Origin of the sequence: Bacillus sp. DNRA2 (assembly GCF_012843265.1) — a bacterium.
In the GTDB taxonomy this organism is placed as follows: Bacteria; Bacillota; Bacilli; order Bacillales; family Cytobacillaceae; genus Bacillus_BU.
Genome location: NZ_JABAIT010000013.1, coordinates 1 through 26,470 on the forward strand (window position 1 = coordinate 1; position 26,470 = coordinate 26,470).

Genomic DNA, 26,470 nt, shown 5'->3' on the forward strand with positions numbered 1-26,470 from the left:
AATGGAATTTAAAAAAGATGACCCCTATTCAATTTAGGAATCATCTTCTAGTTGCTTAACCTCTTTTTTTATTGTGTCCTTGACATGGGTGCCATTTTAGAAGCTTATTCATTTTTCGGTAGCCTTTTTTATTTCTTGATGGCGGTCAATGAATGATAAAATATCATAAGTCTTGCTAAATAGAATGAGTTGGATTTGAGATGTCTAAGTTAACTGTTAGTTTTCGCTTATAGTCTGCAAAAAGCATAAAAATTAACAATAGTAGCAGAATCACCATCGAGAACGGAATTATCCATAACTGGGAAGGAACAAGCGACCATCCGATTACAGTAATGATAATTGATAATACAGGAGACATAATGTAAAAAGGTTTGCAATTATAGAGCCACCCATATGGGAAGAAATGGGCCCCAGTAATGATGGCGAAAAATAAAACCATCATATTTGGGTCTTTAGCGAATGCCCAAAACATAATTGGAAAATAAATAAATTGGGCCACATTGAATATAACACCCAAACCGCTTAGTTGAATATCTTTAAAAATCCACTCAGCTTTAATAAGTTTTGAAATCAAAATTGCCAATGGAAACAAGATTCCGGTTGCAAACAGCATGATGACATTTTTTGAGTTAATCTCAATGTCTAATGTAAAAACCACTGTAATAATTGTCCAAATGATTGCACCTGACAATAAAAACCCAATACCGTTTTTACCCCTGACAGATAGCTTGTTTTGTACTTCCTCTAGATTCAAATTTACTCCACCTTCCCAATGTAAAGTTTCTCAACGATTCGTTAAATAGGTATACGAATTGATATCGAATTAGTTTCATAATATTCTGATATAAACACATAAAGTAACCTTAATAAAACGATTGGTGAATTGGAAATATGGAAGGCAAAAAACTCGCCGCAGCGAGTTTTTTAGTTGTTATGCGTGTGGAATTTCATTTACGATTTTTTCAAGAGCTTCCTTTATCGGAGTTAGCGGACGACCAAGTATTTTTTCAAAGTCATTGCTTTCAACAGCAAGTGAACCATTGCGAATACTTTCTTGGATCCCGACGACAATTGGAATAACATAATCAGGTAATCCAATGCCTTTCATTGTTTCAGCGTATTGCTCATCATTAACTTGTCGAACAGGTACTTCTTTTCCAATCACTGAACTTAGTTCTGCTACTAATTTTTCTTGTGTTAAAAGAGGTCCTGACAATTCATATACCGTATTTTCGTGACCGTTACCTAATAAAATGGCTACTGCAGCATCTGCGTAATCCTGCTGAATGGCCCATCCAACTTTTCCTGGACCTGCTGAAGTTACCCAAGGTGCACCTGCTATGGCTCCTTGAATACTACCAATTTCGTTTTCTAAATACCAATTGTTACGCAAGAATGAGTAGGGAATTCCCGTTTGAATGATGGCTGCTTCTGTTGCCACATGTGGAGGTGCCATGATATTTTTGCTTTCTGTAGCATTAGCAATGCTGGTGTAGGCAATAAACTTAACATTTGCCCGTTTAGCGGCTTCTACCGCATTTGTATGCTGACGGATTCTTGTTTCATTATCGCCATCAGCGGAGATGATTAATAAACGGTCGATACCAGCAAAAGCAATATCGAGAGTGTCTGGTTGATCAAAATCTCCTTGGCGTACTTCTATACCAAGGGAACGTAAATTTTCAGCTTTGTTCGGATTTCGAACACTTACTGCTAATTGACTTGCAGGAAGTGTATTTAATAATGATGCAATTATTTTTGAACCTAATTTCCCGGTTGCTCCAGTGATTAAATATTTCATAGTACATTACTCCTTTTGATGTTAATTGTAATCGTTTTGGTTACATGTATTCATTTTAGTTACATGTAGTTCGTTTGTCAACTGATAATACCCTTATATATATTGTCCTTAATTTGATATAATGTACTTGTAATTAAATTAATTACATGATTATCACTAAATATTTCAACAGAAACTAGGGATGGTGAAGTTGGTGTCCATCAGTAGCAGATTTGCGGTAGGAATTCATATTTTAACTCTGATTGATTTTAATAAAGAGGGAACAAGTTCTTCTGAATTTATAGCGTCGAGCGTTAATACGAATCCAGCTTTGATAAGAAAATTAATCGGAATGCTGAAAAAGGCTGGATTAGTTGAGGTACATCCTGGTATTGCGGGGGCAAAACTAGCAAAGAATTTATCTGAAATTACGTTATTGGATGTATACAAAGCGGTGAATGTGGTACAGGAAAAAGAATTGTTTAGTTTACATGAAAATCCAAACCCACAATGTCCTGTAGGTAAAAATATCCAAAGTACAATAGAACCGATATTGGCAGCAGCCCAACTTGCAATGGAAAAGGTTTTGGGGACCGTAACTATCGAGGATATTGTAACGGATATTGAGAAAAGAGTGTAAATAGTGAAGTAGTTACGGACCCGATTCTTGAACCCTTAAAAAATCGAAGAACCGTCTTAAATAAGACGGTTCTTCAGTAATTAATTACGTTATTTTCCATTTATTGAATGAGGAATACACAATGAATTTTGAGATTTGTAATTAAATATATTGTGCTGTGACAGACCGCTCACAGTATACAATACCTTCTGGTGGACCCTCATAAAGTATTTCACCGCCGCCTGTTCCCCCATTTGGCCCTAAATCGATAATCCAATCACTGTTTCGAATGACATCCAAATTATGTTCGATAACAATAACGGTATTCCCTTTATCAACGAGTTTATTAATGATCGTAAGTATGTTAGTAACATCTGACATATGCAAGCCAGTTGTTGGCTCATCGAGGATATAGATATTACCTTTTTTATTAAGTTCTTTAGCAAGTTTTAGTCTTTGGCACTCTCCACCTGACAGGGTATTGAGTGGCTGGCCGATAGAAAGATAACCAAGTCCTACTGTGCTGAGACCTTTTAGTTTCATCTGAATGTCTTTTGCTTCGAAAAAATCCCAAGCATCTGCAACAGTCATTTCCATGATTTCCACAATATTTTTCCCTTTGTATAAGTAGTGGAGTACGTCCTGTCGATAACGAGTCCCATTACACTCACTACATTCCACTTCCATTTTATCCATAAAAGATAAATTGAGTTCAACGGTTCCAGTTCCTTTACACGCCTTACATGCACCTGTCGAGTTGTAGCTAAATAATCCGCTGTCTACATTGTTTTCAGTAGCGAATACTTTGCGAATTGATGACATTATGTCAGTGAAAGTTGCTGGGTTGGAGCGGCTGTTGGCGTGTACTGGGCTTTGGTCGATTAGATTTGCCTCAGGATAATCCTTGGCAAAGACTTCGTTGACCAGGGTGCTCTTACCAGACCCCGCTACTCCAGTCACAACAGTGAAAATACCTGTTGGTACGTGGAGGCTGATGTTTTTTAAATTATGGAGGGAGCTTTTCCGACTTTCATAAAAATCAGAAACGGGTCTCGACAGCTTTTTGATGGCTATTTTATTATTTAGAAATTTAGCAGTAAGTGTATCAGAAGCCAAGAAGTCCTTGTAAGTGCCGTTAAACATAATTTCTCCACCACCAGAACCAGCGAGCGGTCCGACATCAACAACATAATCGGCAATTTTAATAACATCGGGATCATGCTCGACGACCAGAACGGTATTCCCTTTGTCACGCAGTTTTATGAGTAATTCATTGAGCAAATGAACATCCCTTGGATGAAGACCTGTACTTGGTTCATCAAAAATATACATTAGACCTGTTAAGGTACTGGACAAATATTTGACCATTTTAACCCGTTGAGACTCACCGCCGGATAGGGTAGGAGTTTCCCGAGTTAAAGTCATATAATTTAAGCCAATGTCACAGAGATTTCGTAAGCGCTCCATAATGCCAGTTACAATTGGTTTAGCATTAGGATCATTAAATTTAGAGAGGACATCAAATAACTCATCTAACTGCATCGCAGTCAGTTCATAAATTGAATAACCATTGATTTTGGAGGTTAGTACCTGCTCGTTATAGCGCTTACCAGCACAGGCTGGACACGTACCTGTTGTGGTGAATTCAAGTAGTTTCTTTTCACCTTGTTTTGTTGTGTCTTTGTCTCTCTTTACATTTTGGCGCATAAACTTAACCGCCAAGCCTTCGTAGGTTGTATTGATTTCGCCATTTTGATAATTGACTACGACTTTTTCAGGCTCAGCGTATACCAGCTTGTCAAATTCTTCTTTTGAGTAGTCGTTTATCTTTTTGTCATTATCAAAGAAACCGGATTCCGCATATGATTTCCAAAGCCACGTTCCCGTTCCATATCCTGGCAGTAAAATCGCACCTTCATTTAAAGACTTATCCTTATTTAACGCAGTATCAATGTTTAAAGTAATAGTCCGACCAATCCCTTCACAGGTGGGGCACATGCCACTAGGATCATTAAATGAGTAAGCATTGCCGTAGCCGAGGTGAGGTTCTGCGAAACGTGAAAATAACAAGCGCAACAGGGGATTGATATCGGTTATAGTGCCAAGGGTTGATCGGGCATTCCCACCCAGACGTTTTTGATCGACAACAATGGCCGTTGATAGATTATGTATTTCATCAACTTCAGGTCTAGAGTATCTTGGTAAAAACAATCGGGTAAAGCTGCTGTACGTTTCATTTAATTGTCTGCCTGCTTCCTGAGCAATTGTGTCAAAAACGATCGATGACTTACCGGAACCGGATACTCCTGTAAATATTGTTATTTTACCCTTAGGAATCCGTAAATTAATGTTTTTGAGGTTGTTTTCTCTGCCATTTACTATTTCGATATACTCTTGCTTCATAAAATCCTCCTCCTCAGATGTTACTCTATTGTCGCTTTAATCATTTTAACTTTTGCTTTTAGTCAAATAATATGAATACAGTATTATCATATAACATTCAAGCAATATTTCGGTTATGATACACAAAATTATTGATATAATCATATTTATGGGACTAATAAATTAACGATGGACTTTAAGGTTTAACTTTAAAGTAAAGGTGATAGATGACAATGGATGAAAGATTTACACCGAAGCAGATTGCACAAGCATTAGAAATAAGTTCGACAACCTTAAGACGCTATGAAAGTTTAGATTTAATTCCAGAAGTGCCCCGAACACAGAGTAAGCATCGACTTTACACAGAGGTACATTATCAAGCGTTTATCACAATCCGAACTATGCTAAAGGGATACGATTATTCAGTTGTGTATAAGGCAATGCGAAAGATAAAATTTGAGTCGGTTGAAGAAGCCCTGTGGCTGGTCAATCATCAACAATATTTGCTGCAAATTGAAAAACAAAGAGTCGAGGAAATCCTGAATTTAATAAAAAACGCAGATTTTGATGTTTATAAAGATATTAAAATCAAAGAACATATGTCAATTGGAATTGTCGCTGAAATTGCTGGAGTAAACACTTCTGCCATTCGCCATTGGGAATCCGAAGGGCTGCTTAAATCAGAACGAAACCCAGAAAACGGTTATCGGATGTATAGTAAAAATGAATTAAAGAAAGTTTTAGTAATTAGCAGCTTGAGGAAAACGATTTATTTTATCGAACCAATGAAAAAACTCCTAAACGAACTTGAGCTACATCATATTGAAAAAATCGAGCAATCCTTTCAACTTGCTTTGGGTAACCTAAATCATAAACTATTGCTGCAATTTAACTCGATCAAGGAAATGACGAAATATTTAGATTTATTAGCGGGCACACCATTAAAAAACCCTGATGTATAGTGAGACATCAGGGGTGACGACGGTCGGTCAGTGGACACTAATTGTTATAAATTTTCTCTTCCTAAGTTAATTATACCATTTCAAAACAAGCGTTTATAGACTATTTATTTTCAAATTCTACTGCTAAAATCAGTTAGGACATGAATGATAAGGAGAGATGTGAATGAATTCTTTGGTTCTCGGTTTTCAGGAAATGGAAAAAACACAGCTTTGGCTTGTTGGTGGCAAAGGATCAAATTTAGGGGAATTATCAAAAATTGATGGAATACATGTTCCTGAAGGATTTTGTGTTACTACAGCAGGATTCCAAAAAGCCATCGAACAAAATGAATCGTACCACGCCTTGTTGGATCGACTAACAAAGTTAAATGTCGAGGATCGAGATCAAATTAATGAAATCAGCAGGAAGATCCGACAAATCATAATCGATTTAGAGATTCCTTCCGACGTTGTGAATGAAGTTACTCACTATCTCTCCCTGGTGGGAAATGAATATGCTTACGCAGTTCGCTCAAGTGCAACTGCTGAAGATTTGCCAAATGCCTCTTTTGCTGGACAGCAAGACACTTATCTTAACATCAAAGGTCTGAAAGTCATTTTACAACATATTAGTAAGTGCTGGGCTTCACTATTTACTGACCGAGCAGTGATTTACCGAATAAAAAACGGATTTGACCATAAAAAGGTCTATTTGTCTGTTGTCATTCAAAGGATGATTTTTCCAACAGTTTCTGGAATCCTATTTACTGCTGACCCATTTACTTCAAACCGCAAAGTGCTGTCAATTGATGCCAGCTTCGGATTGGGTGAAGCACTTGTGTCTGGCTTAGTAACGGCAGATAACTATAAAGTGGTAGACGAAAGAATTATAGAAAAAACCATTTCTACTAAAAAAATGGCGATAAATCCGCGAGACGAAGGCGGAACTGTGCCACAGAAAATAGATCCTCTACAACAAAAAACTCAATCTCTTACTGACAAACAAATATTACAACTAGCACACATTGGAAGACAAATTGAAGCATATTTTGGTTGTCCACAAGATATCGAATGGTGTTTAGTTGATGATACATTTTATGTAGTCCAGAGTCGACCTATCACGACTCTTTTCCCGATTCCTGAACCGAATGTTGGTGGAAATCACGTTTACTTATCAGTCGGCCATCAACAAATGATGACAAATCCCCTAAAACCATTGGGATTGTCGATATACCAGTTAACTTCTTTTGGACCCAGATTTAAAGCAGCAGGAAGGCTGTTTGTTGATGTCGCACAGATCCTGGCTTCACTAGACGGTAGAAACACTTTATTAAATGGCATGGGCCAACATGATCCTCTCATGAAAGACGCACTCGTTACCATATTGGAGCGAGGAGATTTCATCAAGTCCGTACAAGAATCGAGTTCTGTTAATAGCAAAAAGAGTGCGCCGCCTCTGAATTCTCAAGGCCAAATCGAAAACGATCCGTCAATTGTTACTCAGTTAATTAAGAGTAGTCAAACATCGATCGAAGAGTTAAAACAAACTATTCAAACGAAATCTGGATCGGATTTATTTGATTTTATTATCGAGGATATTAAGGAGTTAAAGAGAATTTTATCTGACCCCCAAAGTCAAGCTGTATATATGACTGCTATGAATGCATCGTCATGGATCAATGAAAAAATGTATGAGTGGTTAGGTGAAAAAAACGCAGCGGATACGATTTCGCTATCTGTTCCAAACAATATTACTTCGGAAATGGGTCTTGCGCTATTGGATGTGGCAGACGTGATTCGTCCTTATCCAGAAGTCATTGATTATTTACAAACTGTTCATGATGATAACTTTTTGGATGAATTGGTAAAGTTTGATGGAGGAATAGAAATTCGAGCTGCAATAAAAGCCTATCTTAACAAATATGGAATGCGATGTATGGGAGAAATTGATATTACGAAAACTCGGTGGAGTGAAAAACCATCCACACTTATTAACATCATTCTTAGTAACGTCAAAAACTTTGAGGCAGGTGCTAGCCAGCGGAAATTTGAGCAAGGTCTGCGGATTGCTTTGAGTAAGAAACAAGAGCTAATACATCGATTAAAACAATTACCCGATGGTGAACAAAAAGCCATAGAAGCAATACGAATGATCGACCTTATTCGTAATTTTATCGGTTATCGTGAATATCCAAAATATGTCATGGTTAATCGCTATTTTCTTTATAAGCAAGCTTTGCTGAAAGAAGCCGAACAACTCGTAAGTGTGGGCGTTCTTCATGAAAAAGAAGATATATATTATCTCACAATTGAAGAACTACATGATGTCGTACGAACAAATAAACTGGATTACGAGATGATCAGCAAACGAAAAGACGAGTACAAATTATTTGAAAAACTAACGCTCCCACGAGTAATTACATCTGATGGTGAAGTTCTTTTCGGTTCTTACAAACGAGAAAATCTTCCAGCAGGATCGATTGTGGGCTTAGCGGTTTCTTCTGGAGTTATCGAGGGACGCGCACGTGTTATCCTAAACATGGAAGAAGCTGATTTTGAAGAGGGAGATATTTTAGTTACTTCTTTTACTGACCCAAGCTGGACCCCATTGTTTGTCTCAATAAAGGGCCTTGTCACCGAGGTTGGTGGACTCATGACTCACGGAGCGGTTATCGCTCGCGAATATGGCCTCCCAGCAGTCGTTGGAGTAGAAAATGCTACGAAAATCATCAAGGATGGGCAAAGGATAAGGGTGAATGGAACAGAAGGGTTTATTGAAATACTTTAATTGGTTGGTTTAGGGACTTTCTCGATAACGTAAAAAGCTGTCCATTGACAGCTTTTTACAGTGATTTTGTTGCGTTTACTCCACATCTTTCGGCTTATAAATCCTACCAAGACCCCATACCTTTTGAACATCACCCTCTTGCATATCTACCATTGCTTTTGAGATCATATTGATTTTGGCATCAATATGATCAATCATGTGACAAAGGTGAGCTTCAAGGGTGATTGGTTCAGCGGTGCTTCCCCAACCATTAGCAAGTGGACCATGATGACTGGAAATAATATTCATCAGTTCGTAAACAGCCGTTACTTCATCTTTAGTTACAGTTCGTTCAGTGCGAATCGCAACGAGTTTTCGGTCTATCATTTGGTTAACGATTTGAATATGCCCTAGAAATTGGCCATAGAGAGTATATTCTGGCGCTGTATAATCTCTGGACATTTCCACAATTTTCCCCATATCATGCAGGGTCAAGGCAGCATACATCTTACTCCGATTTACAATTTCACCATATTGATCACAAATATTTTTGGCGATTCGTAGCAATGAAAGAGTGTGGTAGGCAAGTCCACTTTTAAAATTATGATGCATTTTGACAGCTGCGACATGGTCCATAAAATATTTTTTATTTTCTTCAAATAGTTCAGAGGTAATTTGCTGAAGGATTGGAATTTTGATTTCATTAATAAATGAACGAATTTCAGCCTCCATGCTTTCAACGGTTTCTGGTGCTGCTTCGATAAATTCGCGAAGGTCATATTCCTCTTTTTCAGCTACTCGGAAACTATTAATGGTCATTTGGGTTTGCCCATTATACTCAGAGGCATCTCCAGTGAGATGAAGGATTGTTCCATTTGCAAATACTGTTAATAGTTCATCAACAGTGCGACCGCCAAATCCATTATTCCATAGTTTACAGACTACCATTTTGTGTTTTTTGGCAACAGTAACGTTTAGATATGGATCGCCTTTTTTCGTCTTCTCCGGTTTCACTTCTTTTACCAAGCAATAGCCTTCAAAGGTATTGCCGGGTGTAATTTCTAGTAAACATGAAATGGCCATTTAATTTCCCCCCAATTTTGAAACAACTCAATATATTTTGTAAGTCGTGAATTTACAAAAGAACAAATGTTCTTTATATTTTACCATAGATGTAAAATTTCTTAAATAGAAGTGGAAAGAAAGTAGCAATGGTACGGACTTTCAACTTGAATCGACTTCTAGCATCAGGTATGGTTAGGTAGAATTGACGTATAGAAAGGTGAAATCAAATGGACCATTCAGATCAAATATGTGCTTGGGCGCAATCCAATTCCCTCATGAGAGAATATCACAACCAAGAGTGGGGAGTTCCGAATTATCAAGACAACTACTTGTTTGAAATGTTGAATCTAGAAGGAGCACAATCAGGACTTTCCTGGTTGACCATTTTGAAAAAAAGAGAAGGATATCGAAAGGCCTTTCATCAATTTGACATAAGCGTTTGTGCCGAAATGACGGATGAAGAACTTGCGGAAATTGTTGAAAATGGCGAAGTAGTGCGTCATCCCTTAAAAATAAATTCTGTTCGATCAAATGCCATTGCAGCACAGAAGGTAATTGAAGAATATGGAAATTTTGCAGATTATGTATGGCATTTTACTGATTTTAAACGACAAGTCAATCAATGGACTGCGACGGAACAGCTTCCAGCCAAAAGTGAATTATCCGAGCAAATAAGTAAAGACATGAAGAAGCGAGGCTTTAAATTTGTTGGGCCCGTCACGATATACTCTTTCCTTCAAGCCGTAGGAATCATCGATGACCACGTCATAACATGCCCCTACCACTCAACAAAAAAATAGCCTGTGAAACACTCTGTGAAACAACAAAATTCGGGCGGTGCCTGGCACCAGCAGAGGCACCATTGGAGGTTAGGATGGATAATTGGAAGAGGAATATTATTTTGTTTTTGAGCAGTCAGATGATTTCATTGTTTGGGACTTCTTTAGTTCAATATGCAATCATGTGGTATGTTACGCTCGAGACAGAATCTGGATTAATGATGACATTGTTTATCATTTGTGGCTTCATTCCGACATTTTTGTTGTCGCCGGTTGCTGGCGTTTGGGCCGACCGCTATAATCGAAAGCTTTTGATTATGCTATCAGATGGGATGATTGCTTTAGCCACACTTATTTTAGCCATCGTCTTTTTGATGGGGTATGATTCGGTGTGGTTGTTATTTGTAATGGCAGCGGTGCGAGCAGTTGGTACCGGCATTCAAACTCCAGCGGTTGGAGCGATCTTACCGCAAATTGTCCCACAAGACCAGTTGACGAAAATCAATGGCATTAATGGGAGTCTGCAGGCGATCAATATGTTCGTGGCACCAATGGTTAGTGCAGCACTATTGACAGTTTCAACCATCGACACTATCTTTTTTATTGATGTTGTAACTGCAGCAATTGCCATTTTGATTTTACTTATATTTTTGAAAATTGCTGTACATACAAAGGCTGTTGAAAAACAAACAACCAGCCACATGGATGATTTTAGACAAGGGGTTATTTACATCAAGGAACATGATTATTTAAAAAAATTCTTCATGTTTTTCGCTGTCTTCTTTGTACTTTTAGCGCCAGGTGCTTTCTTAACACCTTTACAAGTCACGCGTAGCTTTGGCGAGGATGTTTGGCGCTTAACGGCAATTGAAATAGCCTTTTCAGTTGGAATGATGGCAGGAGGCGGCTTAATTGCTGCATGGGGAGGATTTAAAAACAAGGTACATACGATGGCTTTCTCAAGTTTCATAATGGGAATATGCACTGTAGCGCTTGGTGTTATACCTGTGTTTTGGGTCTACTTAATCCCGATGGCGATTTTTGGTATCGCCATGCCGATTTTTAATACACCAACTATGGTGCTTTTGCAGGAATCAGTTGATGAAAATTATCTTGGGAGAATCTTCGGTGTGTTTGGAATGATTTCGACATCCATGATGCCAGCAGGAATGTTATTGTTTGGACCAATCGCAGATGTAATCGATATCGAATGGCTGTTAATTGGCACAGGTCTCCTGATCATCTTATTAACTTTTTTCCTCGGTACAAATAAAGCTTTGATTGAAATGGGTAAACCAGATTTAAAGAGCCATGCTGAATAATTTTAATAAAAAAAATGAAGGTGAGCGAAATGAACAAACAAAACGCAGACTATTATATTAAACACTTAGAATTAAGTCCACACCCGGAAGGAGGGTTTTATAAAAGCACTGTTAATTCGGAGATTCAAATTGATGTTAGTGGCAAACAACGGATGTTATTCACGAGTATTTATTTTTTACTCCGCTCGCAAGATGTTTCGCATTTTCATCGATTAAAATCAGACGAACTTTGGTATTATCATGGCGGGAGCTCACTGACGGTTCATGTTATTGATGAGTTTGGCGATTATCATGAGCACAAGCTAGGCTTAAATCTTGAAGCAGGGGAAGTACCACAAGTTTTGGTTCCAAAGAACTCGATTTTTGGATCTTCGGTGATGGAAGAAGGTACGTTTTCTTTAGTCGGCTGTATGGTTGCTCCTGGCTTTGACTTTGAAGATTTCGAACTGCTTGCACAGAAGGATTTGCTAGCAATCTACCCGCAGCATGAGGGTATTATTCGAAAGCTGGCAGATTAGAAATTTTAAAAAACAAATCGACTCTGCATTGTCGTAAAAAGTAATGTTAGAATGATAATGAGAGAAAAAATATTTAGATTATAAGGAAAATTGTCAAGGCTTAGGGGGAGAGGGATAAAGTGGCTAATAAATATTGTCCTATATGTGGTGAAGAAAACGGTTGTATGGCTGGTGCCAAAGACGGTCATTGCTGGTGTAACATTGAAACATTTCCCAGTGGTGTTTTTGAATTAGTTCCAGCTGAAAGTCAGAAAAAACATTGCATCTGTAAAAATTGCCTAGATAAATATAAGGAAGAACATAATATGTAAAATTTCTTCTTGTACCTTGCTTCATAGTAAAAGAGATTATCAGAATAATGACTACCAATTTTGAATTATTAATTTACATTTAGAAAAGAGTGTACTATAATTTTTTAGAATACAAAAAAATAATATAAACGAATAGGTTTCTGAAAAGCTCGACAGAAGAGTTTAAAGACGAAGAGGGAAGTTGGTGAAAATCCAACACGGACCCGCCACTGTATGCGTGTAGGAAGGTTAGGAATACTCCACTGTGTTAATGAACATGGGAAGGAATAACCGACTGTTAATACGCAAGTCAGGAGACCTGCCTATTTGTGATTTTTAGGCTTCCTCGTGGAAAGGGAAAGTTTAAAGTGCAAGTAATCGAGTTTTCATACATATTTTAGATTACTAGTTTAACATACTACATATATGTTAAGTATCTTCATGTTATTCATGTTGCCTTTATCCGACGCTTTCCGCTGGAATAGCGTTTTTTTGTGTTCAAAAATAGAAGGGGGAATTAAAAAATGAGAAATTTTATAAAAAAATGGAGTCTGCTTAGCATTGTACTCTTGTTAGCGCTTGGGTTGATTGCTGGTTGCAGTTCAAATGAATCCGGTACTAAGGAGCAAGATAATAATAAATCAAGTGAAAAGGCTGATAACGGAGCGGCTTTCCCTGTCACGATTACAGATGACGCAGGACGTAAGGTGAAAATTGACAAGGAACCAAAAAGCATTGTTTCCATTCAAACTAGCCCAACTGAAATTGCATTTGCCTTAGGTTTAGGCGATAAAATTGTTGGGGTTTCGGATTATGATAACTATCCTAAAGAAGTAAAGAAGATTCAAAAAGTCGGTGCACAAGATATTAACACTGAGGTAGTTCTTTCCTTACAACCAGATATGGTGTTTGTGACAGATTATCATTATGAAACACATCGAGATATTTTGAAGCAGTTTGAAGATGCTGGAATTGATGTCATTGTTGTAGGTGATGCCACTTCCTTTAAAGATGTTTATGGTAAAATTGAAATGATTGGGAAAGCAACTGGAACTGAAGAAAAGGCTAAAGAAATTGTAACTAATATGCAAGATCGTTTAGCAAAAATTAAAGAAACTGCTAAAAAAGAAGTTAAGGATAAAAAGAGAGTATGGGTTGAAGTAGCACCTGCTCCAGATATTTATACAACAGGCAAAGGAACATTTATGAATGAAATGCTTGAAGCTATTCAAGCCGTTAATGTTGCTGCAGATCAAGAGGGTTGGGTAAAATTGACGGAGGAAGAAATCGTAAAATTAAATCCAGATGTTATTGTTACAACATATGGTTACTATGTTGATGAGCCAAGTAAACAAGTATTAGCTCGTAAGGGATGGGCTGAGGTGCCGGCAATCAAGAATAACCAAATTTTTGACGTCGAAAATGATACCGTTACTAGACCTGGCCCTCGTTTAATAGAAGGAGTCGAGACTCTTGCAAAATTCATTTATCCGGAAGTTTTTGATAAATAAGATTACTTGGTTTTATTTTATAAGTGGAGGGCTTGTACTTGCTGCAGCCCTCCTTGGGTTATTTATTAGTAGTGTACAAGTTCCTGTACCTACTATATTACATATTATTTTAGAGAAAACCCTTGGGCTTGGTTGGCTTGATAGTATTCCTCGAAATGAAGAGATGATTATTTGGAATATCCGTCTGCCAAGAGTTTTGCTAGCCTTCTGTGTTGGCGCTTCACTTTCGTTGGCGGGTGCGGCTTTCCAAGGACTTCTACGAAATCCTTTGGCTGATCCATATACAATTGGTGTGTCCTCGGGAGCTTCACTCGGAGCAGTAATGGTTTTGTTCTTCCAATTTTCAATTATCGGTTTAGGAAGCTTTACTCTTCCTGTTGTGGCTATACTAGGTGGATTTTTAGCATTATTTATTGTCTTCGGCCTTGTTCGTTTAAGTAGTCGTAGCTTGGCAATTGAAACAATTATTTTGGCTGGAATCATTGTTAGTGCATTTATTGGAGCTGTAGTTTCGCTGATTATTTCATTAAGTGACCGAGATTCCATGACTCAAATTATTTATTGGCTATATGGTAGTGTTGCCATGCGGGGATGGGATCACGTTGGCTTAATGATTCCGTTCATGTTGATTGGTTCAATTATTTTGTTTTATCATACTCGAGAATTAAATGCGCTAGCTCTCGGTGAGGAAACGGCTGATCATATAGGTGTTGATGTAAAACGTGGAAAAATGTACATACTAATTGGAGCCTCGTTATTAACAGGAGCAGCTGTTGCGGTATCTGGCTCGATAGGTTTTGTCGGATTGGTCATTCCGCATCTAATCCGTTTAGTAACAGGCCCAAACCATCGTCATGTATTGCCACTTTCATTACTTGTCGGTGGGGCTTTTCTGGTGTTAGCGGATTTACTTTCCAGAACTATCATTGCACCTAAAGAGTTGCCGATAGGTGTGATTACGGCATTGGTGGGTGCACCGGTTTTTGCTCTGTTATTGATACGAGAAAGAATTGGGCGGAGGGAGCATAAATGATAAAGGTTGAGAACTTAATTGGTGGCTACATGAATTGTCCCATTATAAACGGTCTGAATTTTGAGATTCAAAAGGGTGAATTTTTTGCTCTTCTTGGGCCAAACGGCAGTGGAAAATCCACGCTTTTTCGTCTTGTAACAGGTCAGCTGCCAGTTATGGAGGGTAAAATTAAACTTTGTGGGCAAGATATTTCTTCTTTTTCCAAACTAGAAAAAGCGAAAAAATTGGCAGTTCTCACCCAGGAAGTTCAGGTCTCGTTTGATTATACAATCGAAGAAATCGTAAGCTTAGGTCGATACCCACATCAAAAAGGAATCCTAAAACAGCTCTCGAAATCCGATTGGAATGTGATTGAAGAGGTCATGGAAATCACCAATATCAGCCATTATCGAAAAACACCGTTCCGCATGTTAAGTGGTGGGGAGAAACAAAGGGTCCTCCTGGCTAAAGCGTTGGCACAAGAACCTGAAATTTTACTATTAGATGAACCTACTAATCATCTTGATATAAAACATACGATGCAAATGTTGGATTTATTAAAAGAAAGACAACAGTCGCTGGAATTAACAGTTTTTGCAATTTTACATGACTTGAATCTTGCTTCACTTTATGCAGATCGAGTCGCTTTGTTGCACAATGGAAAGTTTTTGGAAGTCGGTGGTGTTGACACGTTAAGAAACGTGCAGCAATTAAAGGAAGTGTATGAGGTAGAGTTGTATTCACAATCACATCCAATCCTTCCAAAACCGCAAGTGTTAATGACACCAAATTTATCTAATAATGATGAATCAGTGCGATTTGAAGACTCCTATTGGCTTGAATATACCAATGACTTACTGCATGTTGAGTTCAATCAGTCACTACGGACAATATCTAATGGAACAGTAGGAGACGGAATTGGGTGGTTAAAACATTTTTGCTATTTTCCTGTTGGTGAACATATCGCTGGTTTACCACATGATTTGAAAATGAAAGAGCATTTTGCTAAGCATTCTATTCCTCATGAACAATCGTTTGGAATAGAAACTGATTATGTGCAAGAGAATTCGGTAATTTTTCACGATGAAATCGATGGAATACAGATGCTAGCGGTAGTGACAATTGGAGTGCAAGTTTTTGAAGATGATCATGGTGAAACGCTTTCTAGCGGAATATCCATTACGCATAATTCAGTTCATTTGATGCTATTCGTTGATGCTAATTTAACAGATGGTGCCCTTATTACTGCATTAATGGCAGCGACACAAGCGAAGGTGAAGGCTTTAAATGATTTAGCATATTGTGATGCCGAAGGTGCTTCATGTAATGATTCAATCCTGCTAGGATTTACACAAATGGGAGAAAAAGCAGTTAATATAGGAAATGGATCATTAATCGGAAAATCAATTAGTCAATTTACTTATCGTGTTGTGTATGAGGCAGTAAATAAGTATTTAAGTCGTAGCTTACAAGTAGCTAACCTATTGAATTCGGAAAATGTCTTTTGTTAAGCTTATATGGACAATGATGCGGTTAAGAAGAAATAGAGAAAGTGTCACCAATAACATCTATTGGTAACACTTTCTTTTTGTATTCGACAAAATTCGGGTGGTGCCTGTCACCTAATTTTAGTTTTATGGTCATAAATGGGAGAGGTAATGCGAATGTTATATGGTGAGGAAATTCAATTGTGATTTTCGTAAACGCCTATATATTGGCGTTATTTTTTTGGTGGAAAGTAGGAGCGTAGTCGTGGGAAGAATGGAAAGAAGGCAACAACGCAGATCATTTAAGCAGTTTTTAGGTCTCTTAAAATCAAAAATGGTTATTAAAAGAATTCTTTTAGCAGGCCTTGTGATAGCACTAAGCTGCATTTTAATTGTAAATATTTTTATTTGGACAAGCGATGTCACGAAGCTAGAGGAGCCAGCGCCGCAACCAACGATAATTTTCGACCAAAATGAGGCTGTTGCTAGTAAAATTGCCAGTTCGAATATTGAAGGTGTTCCAATAGAGCAAATTCCAAATCAAATGATTCATGCAGTGATCGCCACGGAAGATCAACAATTTTACAAGCATCATGGGCTCAATTATTTAGGTATAGCTCGAGCGATGACCCAAAATATTTTTAGCGGAGAGATAGTAGCTGGTGGAAGCACCATTACCCAGCAGCTCGCAAAAAATGCCTTTTTAACGAATGAAAGAACCTATACACGAAAGCTTAAAGAATTAATATTAACGAAAAAAATTGAACGGACTTATTCTAAAAATGAGATTATTGAACGTTATTTAAATCAAATTTATTTTGGTGAGGGAGCTTGGGGGATTCAGCGGGCTGCTCAAACATACTTTGGGAAAGATGCCAGCGAATTAACACTGAACGAATCTGCGATACTTGCAGGCTTAATAAAAGCGCCGTCGGTCTTATCTCCTTTTAAAAACATGGAGAAGGCCATTGAACGGAGGAATTTGGTTCTCTCCTTAATGGAAAAAGAAGGTTATATTACAGAAAATGAAATGGGCGAGGCCAAGCGGGAAACGATTGAATTAGTTGAAACTGAAAAGGATGATTACGAAGGGAAATATCCGTATTATATTGATCACATCATTGCAGAAGCAATTCAAAAGTACGGATTAACTGAAAAAGAGATCCTTTCTGGTGGACTTCGCATTTATACAGAAATGAATCCAAACATCCAAACTTCGCTGGAACAGGTTTATGCCAATGGGGGGATGTTTCCTTCGAGTTCACCTGATCAGTTAATTCAAAGTGGCGCGATTTTTATCAACCCATCCACCGGTGGTATTTCCGCACTAGTTGGCGGAAGAGGTGAGCATGTGTTCCGTGGCTTCAATCGAGCAACACATCTGAAAAGGCAACCAGGTTCCACGATGAAGCCGCTTGCTGTTTATACACCAGCATTAGAAGCGGGCTATGAGGTAACTGATACTTTGAAAGATCAGCCCATAAATATTAATGGCTATCAGCCGACAAACTTTGATAAAACTTACCGTGGTGATGTCAGCATGTACAAAGCCGTTATTGATTCTTTAAATGTTCCGCCGGTTTGGTTGTTGGATAAAATCGGTGTCAATAGTGGCACCAACGCTGTTGAGCGGTTTGGAATACCATTGACTGCAAGCGATCATTCACCAAGCTTGGCGCTAGGGGGAATGAATGAAGGAGTCTCACCATTAGTAATGGCTCAGGCGTATTCTACCTTTGCAAATAATGGAGAAAGAGTAGAGGCTCATGCAATTCAAAGGATCGAGGATGCCGAAGGGAATGTCCTAGCTAAATGGAAAGAGCGAGTGGTAAAGGTTACCGATTCAAAAATTACTCAGAAGATGACCTATATGCTTAAGGGGGTTGTCGATGAAGGGACCGGGACAAAGGCTCAAGTATCTGGTATGGACATTGCAGGGAAAACGGGTTCAACCCAACTTCCATTTGCGAATTCAAGTGGTACAAAGGACCATTGGTTTGTCGGCTATACGCCTGAAATTGTAGGTGCTGTCTGGCTTGGTTACGACCAAACTGATGATAGCCATTACCTAGTTGGGTCGAGTGGTGCTACGGCACCGAGGATTTTTAAAGAAGTTCTTTCCGGAGCCAATTCCGAATTTTCTAAGAAAAAATTTGAATTAGATACAGTTGGAAAGCAAATTAGTAACGAACTAAAGAAAATTGAAAAGCAGAAGAAGAACGAAAATAGCCAAAAACAAAAACAGGACATGAATCACAAGGAAAATAATGATGAAAAGAAAAAGGAAAAAGAAATGAAAAAGGCTGAAAAACAGCATGGTAAAGGGAATGGTAACGGTAACGGAAAGGAAAAGCGAGATAAACACAAAGAATGATGATGAAGTAAAATATCAAAGCAATCCTTCTGGTTAATTTGATTTTTTTCATATTTTTCAGTGAACGATCGCTCAGTATGTAGTAAAATAGGATTATTAGATAAAGATTAGTACTTCTTTATAGGGGGAAAAAGGTGAACACTCAATTAAAAAACGATTTTAAACTTTTTGCTTTAAATTCAAACAGAGAGCTAGCAGAAGAAATGGCACAGTTGCTGGGATGTAGGCTAGGTGAATGCTCTGTCACGCAATTCAGCGATGGAGAAATTCAGATTAATATTGATGAAAGTGTTCGCGGATGTGACGTATATGTCGTTCAATCAACCTCACAGCCAGTAAATACACATGTTATGGAGCTTTTGATATTATGTGATGCCTTGAAAAGGGCTTCAGCACGGGAAATCAATGTGGTCATTCCCTATTTTGGTTATTCTCGCCAAGATCGTCAGGCTGGTCCGCGTGAACCAATCACTGCTAAGCTAGTTGCAAACCTACTGGAAGCAGCTGGTGCAACACGAGTTATTACCATTGACCTTCATTCTCCACAGCTTCAAGGATTTTTTGATATTCCTGTTGATGAATTACGTGGTGCACCAATCCTCGCGCACTACTATGAAGAAAAAGGGTTAGACGATATTGTGGTCGTTGCACCGCATAAAGGTGGCGTAACAAGAGCACGGAAAATGGCGAGTGAACTACACACACCATTAGCATTAATTGATAAACGTGATTCTGAACCTGATTCACCTGAGGAAATCAACATTATTGGTCAGGTTGAAGGGAAAGTGGCTATTTTATTTGACGATTTAATTAACACTGCTGACACAATTACTACAGCTGCGCATGCATTAGTTGCTGGGGGAGCAAAAGAAGTTTATGCTTGTTGTACTCATGCTGTTTTCTTAGAGTCAGCAATTGGCAAAATCGAAGCATCACCAATCAAAGAATTAGTGATTACCAACACCATTAAATTATCAGACGATAAAAAGTTGGACAAAATGGTAACGTTATCAGTCGCTCCATTACTTGTTGAGGCTATCCGCCGTATCCACAATGAAAACCCAGTTAGTCCATTATTCGAGTTTAGTTATCATTTATAAAAAATAAAGCAGGATGTACTCTTCTACAGACAGAAGAATGCATCCTGTTTTTTTGGGGAAAATGTCGCGTTTAATACCCTTCATTATCTTATTATTTTGATATAATAACTTTTATGCGGTTATCGAATTAGTAAGTGAAGGGTAGAGGTGTGTTTTTTTGGATATAGATATCTCGATGTTAATCATACTGATAATATTTGGTTTTTTGGGTGCATTTATCGATTCAGTTGTTGGTGGAGGAGGTCTGATTACCTTACCAGCACTAATGTTTACCGGCTTAACGCCAGCCGCAGCAGTTGCCACGAACAAATTGGCTGGAACAATCGGGTCACTTACCAGCACAATTATGTTTTATCGTTCTGGAAAGCTTGATTTAAAGGCGGTATATAAATTATTCCCTCTAGCTTTCTTTGGTTCGATGCTTGGGGCTTGGACGGTCCATTTGTTGGATCCTCTGATATTAAAACCTTTAATGCTTATTATGCTAGCGGGGGTGGCCATTTACACCGTTTTTAAAAAGGACTGGGGCAGTATCTCCACTAAAAAACAATTATCGACACGAACCTTTATCGTATTTGTCTTGTTAATATCCATAATAGGTTTTTATGATGGGTTTATTGGACCAGGTACAGGGTCGTTTCTTATTTTCACTTTTTTAATGATTGGTCATGATTTTATCAAGGCAGCCGGCTCGGCAAAATTTTTGAATTTTGGCAGTAATATTGCAGCGTTAATCATGTTTTTATTATTAGGAAAGATAAATTTCGGATACGGTTTCGCTATGGGTATAGCTCAAATTGCTGGCTCGATATGTGGGTCAAAATTTGCTATCAGTCGTGGCAGCGGTTATGTACGAGCTCTTTTCATCTCGGTAACGTTTTTGTTATTGGCAAAAAATGCATATGACTACTTTCTTTGACCTTTAATTAAGTTAAAAGACTAATTTTGTTAGCCTGTGGAAAAATAATGAGAACTCTTCATTACTTTTAAAGGTCGGTGTAATAATGGAAAAACAAAATATTCTTTTTAATCTTGATGATACTTTAGCGTATTGCAATCGATATTTCAATAAGGTAGTTGATGACTTTGTCAGTCAAATGACCAAATGGTTTGATGGATTAACTAGGCAGGAAATCAGGCAGAAGCAGCTTGAATTTGATTTAGATGCTATTTCGGTGCACGGTTTACGTTCTGACCGATTCCCGGAATCTTTTGTGAAGACTTATCAATACTATTGTGACGTTAGAGGAATAGACAAGAAAAGATCTGAAATAGATTATTTACGAGAACTGGGTTTTCAGGTGTTTGCTATTCCGGTTGAGCCAGTGCCGTTTATGAATGAAACTTTGGACCAATTAAAGGATGCTGGTCACGAGTTATATTTGCACACCGGCGGTGATGAAGCCAATCAAATGCGTAAAATATCGCAGTTAGAACTAACAACCTACTTTGAAAACCGTATCTTCATTTCGGAAAATAAAGACACGACTGCATTATCTGATATTTTAAAGACAATTGATGCAAATCCGGATGTTACTTGGATGGTGGGAAATTCTTTGCGGACCGATATCATGCCTGCTCTTAAAATGGAAATTAATGCGATTTATATCCCCGCAGAAACTGAGTGGAAATATAATGAAGTTGAAGTTAATTTGGAACCAAAAGGAGCATATTTTCAGTTAGAATCTTTACGTGAAGTCCCAGATGCAATCCAGCACTATGTTTTTGTAGATAGTTATCAATAGCATCAAGCTCTGAAAGAGTCTGTTGGTGGCCATACAATCAAAACGATAAACACGATAGAACCTTTACATTAAGTCGTCATTCAAATGATGGCTTATTTTTATGGAGTTTAATGGAAACGATTCTAGGTTAACAAAAAAAATACGAGTAGACTGTTGAGTTCATGAATGTATTAGTGTACTATGTAGATAGTACACTAATACATTCATAAAGGGGAATCGTAAATGAGTCCTTTTCAGGGATTGTTAATGAAAGATTTTCGGATTTCAAAGGTCCTATTTTTGACCTGGCTTATGGCGATCATTCTAATGATGTTAATTGGCATCGCCATTTCATCTTATACAGAACAACCCGCTGGTACATATCCAGTCATTGTGTTAATAACGCTTGGCCATTTTGTGTTTGCTCCAGTGTTGATGTTCGCGCTCTTAAACATTGAAGCTAAAAATCAGCTGTGGTTGTACTCTCCACAAAATGGTGCTCAGTTGCTTTTGTCAAAGCTACTCGTTATTGTTTTTTATCAAATAATCACCCAAATCATCCTTACTATTTTTTCCGGGTTCAGTTTGTACTGGTTTGGAAAAACGGTTTATGACCAACTTAGTTTTGTTGATTTTTCCCGGACCATTGCCGTAATGAATATCGGCTTGTTAATAATGGGAATATATTTCACTTGCTGGTTAACCTTTTATTGGACAATTTTTCATGCGTTAAAACAAAAGATTAATGGTAAACCCTTGCGTTCGGTAATTGTCTTACTAATAATGGCGGGCTATAACATTATGGAGTCTTTAATCTTGCGGATTAAGGGTTTAAAAGATGTTATTTTTCAGTATAAATTGGATGTTTTTTCGGATGCAGTTCTCCGGTTTAAGGATGAAAATTGGACCGTGATTCTAGGTGTAACAGAGGTACCAGTAGTTCCACTTGTTCATTTCATCTTATTAACCATCGTATTATTTTTCATTTCGGCAAAAGTTCTTGAACGGAAAGTCGAGGTGTAAGATGTGGTCGAGTTTCAGTCATCTAAACCAATATACATGCAAATCGTTGATAAACTAATCATCGAGATACTACAGGAGCAGCGCAAGGTTGGAGACAAATTACCGTCAGTTCGAGAAATGGCAGTCACAATGGGGGTTAATCCCAATACAATCCAAAGAACTTATAGCGAGTTAGAAAGGATGAATATTGTGGAAACCAGAAGAGGGCAAGGAACATTTGTTAGAGAAAACATAGAAATGCTAACCCAAATAAGGGAATCAATACAAGATGAAATTATCAAATCCTTTGTTGATAAAATGGAAGAAATCGGAATAACAAAACAACAAATGTTGGTGCTGCTCCAAAAATACATTGGGGGTGAACACTAAATGGGAATCGTGCTTCAGAATATTTATAAACATTATGGAAAGACAGAAGCGTTACGAAATATTAATCTAATGTTTGAAAAAGGAAGAATTTATGGGTTGCTTGGTCCAAATGGAAGTGGAAAATCGACGACCTTGAAATTAATAACCGGTTTAGTTTTTCCAGATCAAGGCATAGTTTCTGTCAATGAGATACCTGTATCTAGAAAAACCTGTTTGAAAGTAGCGTATTTAACAGAACTTGATATGTTTTATGATGCGTTTACGGTGCGTGAAACGGTTGAGTTTGTCCGTAGTCAATTTCCTAATTTTAATATGGAAAAAGCACTGTTACTCCTAAATGAGTTAAAGCTTGATCCAACTAAAAAAGTACGTTCCTTGTCAAAGGGGAACCGTGGCAGGCTGAAGTTGGTTACGACACTTGCTCGAGATGCTGAGGTGATTTTGCTAGATGAACCGTTTTCTGGATTAGATCCGATGGTTAGGGATTCAATTGTAAAAAGTTTGCTGCAATATATTGATTTTGAGAACCAAGTCATTGTGATTGCAACACATGAGATTAATGAAATTGAGCCATTATTAGATGAAGTAATCGCCATTCATAATGGAATCATGATAGGTCATGAAAACGTTGAGGCTTTGCGAGAAAAACAAGGATTATCAGTGCTACAGTGGTTTAAGGGAATATTGATAAAAGCTGAGGAGGGACAATAATGGCAGCAGTTTTAACGTTAGATAATGTGAAAAAGACGATAAGTGGTAAGGAAATTATTAAAGGCTTGAGCTTTACGGTTAATGAGGGGGAGGTATTTGGTTTTCTTGGTCCAAACGGTGCTGGGAAAACTACGACAATCCGGATGATTGTTGGCTTAATGCGTTTAAGCGAAGGGGATATCTTCGTTAACGGTAAAAGTATAAAGAAGGATTTTGAAGGTGCTGTAAAACAAATTGGAGCCATTGTTGAGAACCCAGAAATGTATAAATTTTTAACTGGTTATCAAAATTTGCTTCAGTATGCGCGAATGCATAAGGGAATCTCGAAGAAAAAAATCAATGATGTCGTAAAGCTAGTTGGTCTTGAGGCGAGAATTCATGATAAAGTTAAAACTTATTCACTCGGAATGAGACAGCGACTTGGTCTTGCTCAATGCTTATTGCATGACCCAAAATTACTAATCTTGGATGAACCGACTAATGGCTTGGACCCAGCTGGTATTAAAGAGATACGTGATCACCTGAGGATGCTGGCCCGTGAAAAAGGTATGAGCGTCATCGTGTCAAGTCATCTTCTCTCAGAAATGGAATTAATGTGTGATCGGATTGCGATTATTCAAAGTGGAGAGTTAATTGATATTCAACAAGTCAATGACTTTGTCCAACAAGAAAACACAGACTATGAATTTGAAACTGGTCCGCTTAAATGTGCGTCTAGTTGGCTTGTGGATAACTGGAAAGCAAAAATCACCAATAGGGGCTTTGTTGTGCAAGCCAAAAGAGACGATATTCCAGCTATTTTAAGAGAATTGGTCAACAAGGATGTTGATGTGTATTCTGTTGAAGCGCTTTCGAAATCTTTGGAAGACCGTTTCTTGGAAATCACAAATAGACTGGGGGATGAAAAATGATGGGACAATTAATCATAAATGAATGGGCGAAATTATTCAGGAGAACAGGAACACTTGTAATGATTGGCCTAGTGGTTTTATTAGTGTTTGGTGTTGCAGGTGTTTTTAAATATGATGAAATTAAAAACCCTCCCCAAGAAAATCCGCAGTGGAAACAGGCGCTTGAGCAGCAAATCAAAGATGATACAGTTGCGCTTGAAGGAGTAGGTAAGAAAAATGCCAATATGAAAATGTATCTTGAACGTACCATTGCGATTAATCAATACAAGGTTGAACACAATATTGCACCTGATTCAAATAAGAATGTATGGCTATTTGTACGTGACGCAGAACAAATTCTTAGTTTTGTCGGGATTTTCGTAATAGTTGTTGCGGCGGGGATGGTTTCATCAGAATTTTCATGGGGCACGGTGAAGCTTCTGTTAATTCGCCCAATTAGTCGTATGAAAATTTTATTATCTAAGTATTTGACGGTAATATTATTCGGGCTGATGTTGTTGGCGTGTCTTTTTATTCTTTCGTGGATAGCAGGGGTAATTTTCTTTGGATTACCAGAAGGTACGACTTCACATCTAGCTTATGTCGGTGGGGAAGTTGTTGAGCGGAATATTGTTGTACAGCTCATCGTGGAATATTTGTTAAGTTCGATCGATTTGTTGATGTTAGCAACGATGGCGTTCATGATTTCTGCTGTATTTCGAAACAGTAATTTAGCGATTGGTCTTGCTCTGTTCTTAATGTTTATGGGCCAGACAGCAACAATGCTGCTTGCAGCAAAATTTGAATGGGCTAAGTACATTTTATTCGCCAACACAAATTTAACGGTATATTTTGATGGGGTACCACCTGTTGAATCGATGACACTGACCTTTTCAATTGTTATGCTTATCGTGTATTTCCTCGCGTTCCATATGCTCTCGTTTACTGTGTTCGCTAAGCGGGATGTCGCTTCTTAGTTTAAAATATGGATAATAGAAATCGGGTGCTCATTAGATGAAACTCGATTTTTTTTAGTAGATTGAAAATTATGTAACTTTAGAGTTTATTCTTAAAAAACGATTTATAATAAAATGAGTAGTAAAGGAGATGGTACATATGAAAAAAGTAAAAGTACTAAGAAATATTCAAGATTGTGGAATAGTGGCGATTATCCGTACTGAATCAAAGGAAGAAGCCGTTAAGATATTTGATGCATTGGTATCTGGGGGTATAACAAGCGTTGAGATATCGTATACGACTCCTGGTGCCAATGAAGCGATACAGGAACTTGCTGCTCGATATTGCCACTCCACTGAGGTGGTGGTTGGGGCTGGAACCATTTTAGATGCAGAAACAGCAAGAATCGCTATTTTAGCCGGGGCCCAGTTTATCGTCAGTCCTAGCTTTGATGCCCAGACTGCCAAACTGTGTAATTTATACCAAGTCCCATATTTACCAGGTTGCATGACGGTAACAGAAATGAAGACGGCGCTAGAATATGGCGTAGATATTATAAAATTATTTCCTGGCCATTCATTTGGACCGGAATTCGTAAGGGCAGTTAAGGCACCGCTTCCACAGGTTAATATTATGCCAACCGGTGGAGTGAGACTGAATAATATTGATGATTGGTTCAAAAGTGGTTCTGTTGCAGTTGGGATTGGTGACAGCTTAACTGCATCAGCAAAACACGGAAATTATGATCAAATTAGTCAAATAGCTAGTCAATATTTATTAAAAGTTCAAGATGCTAAAAGAGAAATGGTAAATGGGTAATGAATATGGGTGCCGTCCTTTCAATGAAGG

At 38.0% G+C, this 26,470-nt stretch carries 24 protein-coding genes and 1 riboswitch; of the genes, 20 read left to right on the top strand and 4 right to left on the bottom strand.

Annotation, left to right across the window (positions count from 1 at the left end; translation table 11 throughout):
* Positions 1 to 175 precede the first annotated feature (175 nt).
* Entirely contained in the window at positions 176 to 754 is a 579-nt protein-coding gene (locus HHO41_RS12120) for a DUF7010 family protein (protein WP_169098929.1), read from the bottom strand.
* A gap of 177 nt (positions 755 to 931) precedes the next feature.
* Complete coding sequence (locus HHO41_RS12125) at positions 932 to 1,801, bottom strand: SDR family oxidoreductase (protein WP_169098931.1); 870 nt, start codon at positions 1,799 to 1,801, stop codon at positions 932 to 934.
* Between the two features lie 193 nt (positions 1,802 to 1,994).
* Between HHO41_RS12125 and HHO41_RS12130 the strand changes: the two genes are divergently transcribed.
* Complete coding sequence (locus tag HHO41_RS12130; RefSeq protein ID WP_169099185.1) at positions 1,995 to 2,420, top strand: Rrf2 family transcriptional regulator; 426 nt, start codon at positions 1,995 to 1,997, stop codon at positions 2,418 to 2,420.
* A gap of 141 nt (positions 2,421 to 2,561) precedes the next feature.
* Here the strand turns inward: HHO41_RS12130 and HHO41_RS12135 are convergent, their stop codons facing one another.
* Positions 2,562 to 4,802, bottom strand: a complete 2,241-nt coding sequence (locus tag HHO41_RS12135) for an ATP-binding cassette domain-containing protein (RefSeq protein ID WP_169098933.1) — start codon at positions 4,800 to 4,802, stop codon at positions 2,562 to 2,564.
* A gap of 212 nt (positions 4,803 to 5,014) precedes the next feature.
* Here HHO41_RS12135 and HHO41_RS12140 point away from each other — a divergent pair, with 212 nt between their 5' ends.
* Entirely contained in the window at positions 5,015 to 5,743 is a 729-nt protein-coding gene (locus tag HHO41_RS12140; RefSeq protein ID WP_169098935.1) for a MerR family DNA-binding transcriptional regulator, read from the top strand.
* A gap of 163 nt (positions 5,744 to 5,906) precedes the next feature.
* The gene (ppsA, locus tag HHO41_RS12145; protein ID WP_169098937.1) at positions 5,907 to 8,510 is read left to right on the top strand and encodes a phosphoenolpyruvate synthase; all 2,604 of its coding nucleotides are present in this window, start codon (positions 5,907 to 5,909) and stop codon (positions 8,508 to 8,510) included.
* A gap of 75 nt (positions 8,511 to 8,585) precedes the next feature.
* On the opposite strand, the gene HHO41_RS12150 is transcribed toward ppsA, so the two are convergent.
* Positions 8,586 to 9,572 carry a 3'-5' exoribonuclease YhaM family protein gene (locus tag HHO41_RS12150; protein ID WP_169098939.1) on the bottom strand — a complete coding sequence of 329 codons (987 nt, stop codon included), beginning with the start codon at positions 9,570 to 9,572 and terminating at the stop codon, positions 8,586 to 8,588.
* Between the two features lie 209 nt (positions 9,573 to 9,781).
* On the opposite strand from HHO41_RS12150, the gene HHO41_RS12155 reads away from it, so the two are divergent.
* The 17 genes from HHO41_RS12155 (at position 9,782) to HHO41_RS12235 (ending at position 26,440) form a co-directional block, all read left to right on the top strand.
* A complete protein-coding gene (locus HHO41_RS12155; RefSeq protein WP_169098941.1) occupies positions 9,782 to 10,354 on the top strand; it encodes a DNA-3-methyladenine glycosylase I in 573 nt (190 codons plus the stop codon).
* Positions 10,355 to 10,428: 74 nt separating this feature from the next.
* A complete protein-coding gene (locus tag HHO41_RS12160) occupies positions 10,429 to 11,655 on the top strand; it encodes an MFS transporter (RefSeq protein ID WP_169098943.1) in 1,227 nt (408 codons plus the stop codon).
* A 29-nt stretch (positions 11,656 to 11,684) separates the two neighbouring features.
* A complete protein-coding gene (locus HHO41_RS12165) occupies positions 11,685 to 12,173 on the top strand; it encodes a cupin domain-containing protein (protein WP_169098945.1) in 489 nt (162 codons plus the stop codon).
* 119 nt (positions 12,174 to 12,292) lie between these two features.
* On the top strand, positions 12,293 to 12,484 hold the full coding sequence (locus tag HHO41_RS12170; RefSeq protein WP_169098947.1) for a cysteine-rich CWC family protein: 192 nt from the start codon (positions 12,293 to 12,295) through the stop codon (positions 12,482 to 12,484).
* Between the two features lie 117 nt (positions 12,485 to 12,601).
* Positions 12,602 to 12,804, top strand: a riboswitch (cobalamin riboswitch).
* Between the two features lie 195 nt (positions 12,805 to 12,999).
* Positions 13,000 to 13,974, top strand: coding sequence for a helical backbone metal receptor (locus tag HHO41_RS12175; protein ID WP_169099187.1), 975 nt, complete (start codon positions 13,000 to 13,002; stop codon positions 13,972 to 13,974).
* The gene (locus HHO41_RS12180; RefSeq protein WP_169098949.1) at positions 13,937 to 15,007 is read left to right on the top strand and encodes a FecCD family ABC transporter permease; all 1,071 of its coding nucleotides are present in this window, start codon (positions 13,937 to 13,939) and stop codon (positions 15,005 to 15,007) included. The genes HHO41_RS12175 and HHO41_RS12180 overlap by 38 nt, the downstream gene beginning before the upstream one ends.
* Entirely contained in the window at positions 15,004 to 16,497 is a 1,494-nt protein-coding gene (locus HHO41_RS12185; RefSeq protein WP_169098951.1) for an ABC transporter ATP-binding protein, read from the top strand. The genes HHO41_RS12180 and HHO41_RS12185 overlap by 4 nt, the downstream gene beginning before the upstream one ends.
* A 250-nt stretch (positions 16,498 to 16,747) precedes the next feature.
* Positions 16,748 to 18,847: a transglycosylase domain-containing protein gene (locus HHO41_RS12190; protein ID WP_248278451.1), complete on the top strand. Its 2,100-nt coding sequence runs from the start codon at positions 16,748 to 16,750 to the stop codon at positions 18,845 to 18,847.
* Between the two features lie 134 nt (positions 18,848 to 18,981).
* Positions 18,982 to 19,947 (top strand): ribose-phosphate diphosphokinase, encoded by a 966-nt coding sequence (locus HHO41_RS12195; RefSeq protein ID WP_169098955.1) that lies wholly within the window; start codon positions 18,982 to 18,984, stop codon positions 19,945 to 19,947.
* A gap of 175 nt (positions 19,948 to 20,122) precedes the next feature.
* On the top strand, positions 20,123 to 20,866 hold the full coding sequence (locus HHO41_RS12200) for a TSUP family transporter (RefSeq protein ID WP_169099189.1): 744 nt from the start codon (positions 20,123 to 20,125) through the stop codon (positions 20,864 to 20,866).
* Between the two features lie 85 nt (positions 20,867 to 20,951).
* Positions 20,952 to 21,692, top strand: a complete 741-nt coding sequence (locus HHO41_RS12205; protein ID WP_169098957.1) for an HAD family hydrolase — start codon at positions 20,952 to 20,954, stop codon at positions 21,690 to 21,692.
* A 222-nt stretch (positions 21,693 to 21,914) separates the two neighbouring features.
* Positions 21,915 to 22,694, top strand: a complete 780-nt coding sequence (locus tag HHO41_RS12210) for a hypothetical protein (protein ID WP_169098959.1) — start codon at positions 21,915 to 21,917, stop codon at positions 22,692 to 22,694.
* A gap of 36 nt (positions 22,695 to 22,730) precedes the next feature.
* Positions 22,731 to 23,063, top strand: coding sequence for a GntR family transcriptional regulator (locus HHO41_RS12215; RefSeq protein ID WP_169099191.1), 333 nt, complete (start codon positions 22,731 to 22,733; stop codon positions 23,061 to 23,063).
* Positions 23,064 to 23,774 carry an ABC transporter ATP-binding protein gene (locus tag HHO41_RS12220; protein ID WP_169098961.1) on the top strand — a complete coding sequence of 237 codons (711 nt, stop codon included), beginning with the start codon at positions 23,064 to 23,066 and terminating at the stop codon, positions 23,772 to 23,774.
* Positions 23,774 to 24,685, top strand: coding sequence for an ABC transporter ATP-binding protein (locus tag HHO41_RS12225; protein WP_169098963.1), 912 nt, complete (start codon positions 23,774 to 23,776; stop codon positions 24,683 to 24,685). Before HHO41_RS12220 ends, HHO41_RS12225 begins: the two co-directional genes overlap by 1 nt.
* Entirely contained in the window at positions 24,682 to 25,641 is a 960-nt protein-coding gene (locus tag HHO41_RS12230; protein WP_348981272.1) for an ABC transporter permease, read from the top strand. The genes HHO41_RS12225 and HHO41_RS12230 overlap by 4 nt, the downstream gene beginning before the upstream one ends.
* A gap of 139 nt (positions 25,642 to 25,780) precedes the next feature.
* Positions 25,781 to 26,440: a bifunctional 4-hydroxy-2-oxoglutarate aldolase/2-dehydro-3-deoxy-phosphogluconate aldolase gene (locus HHO41_RS12235; RefSeq protein WP_169098965.1), complete on the top strand. Its 660-nt coding sequence runs from the start codon at positions 25,781 to 25,783 to the stop codon at positions 26,438 to 26,440.
* Positions 26,441 to 26,470 lie beyond the last annotated feature (30 nt).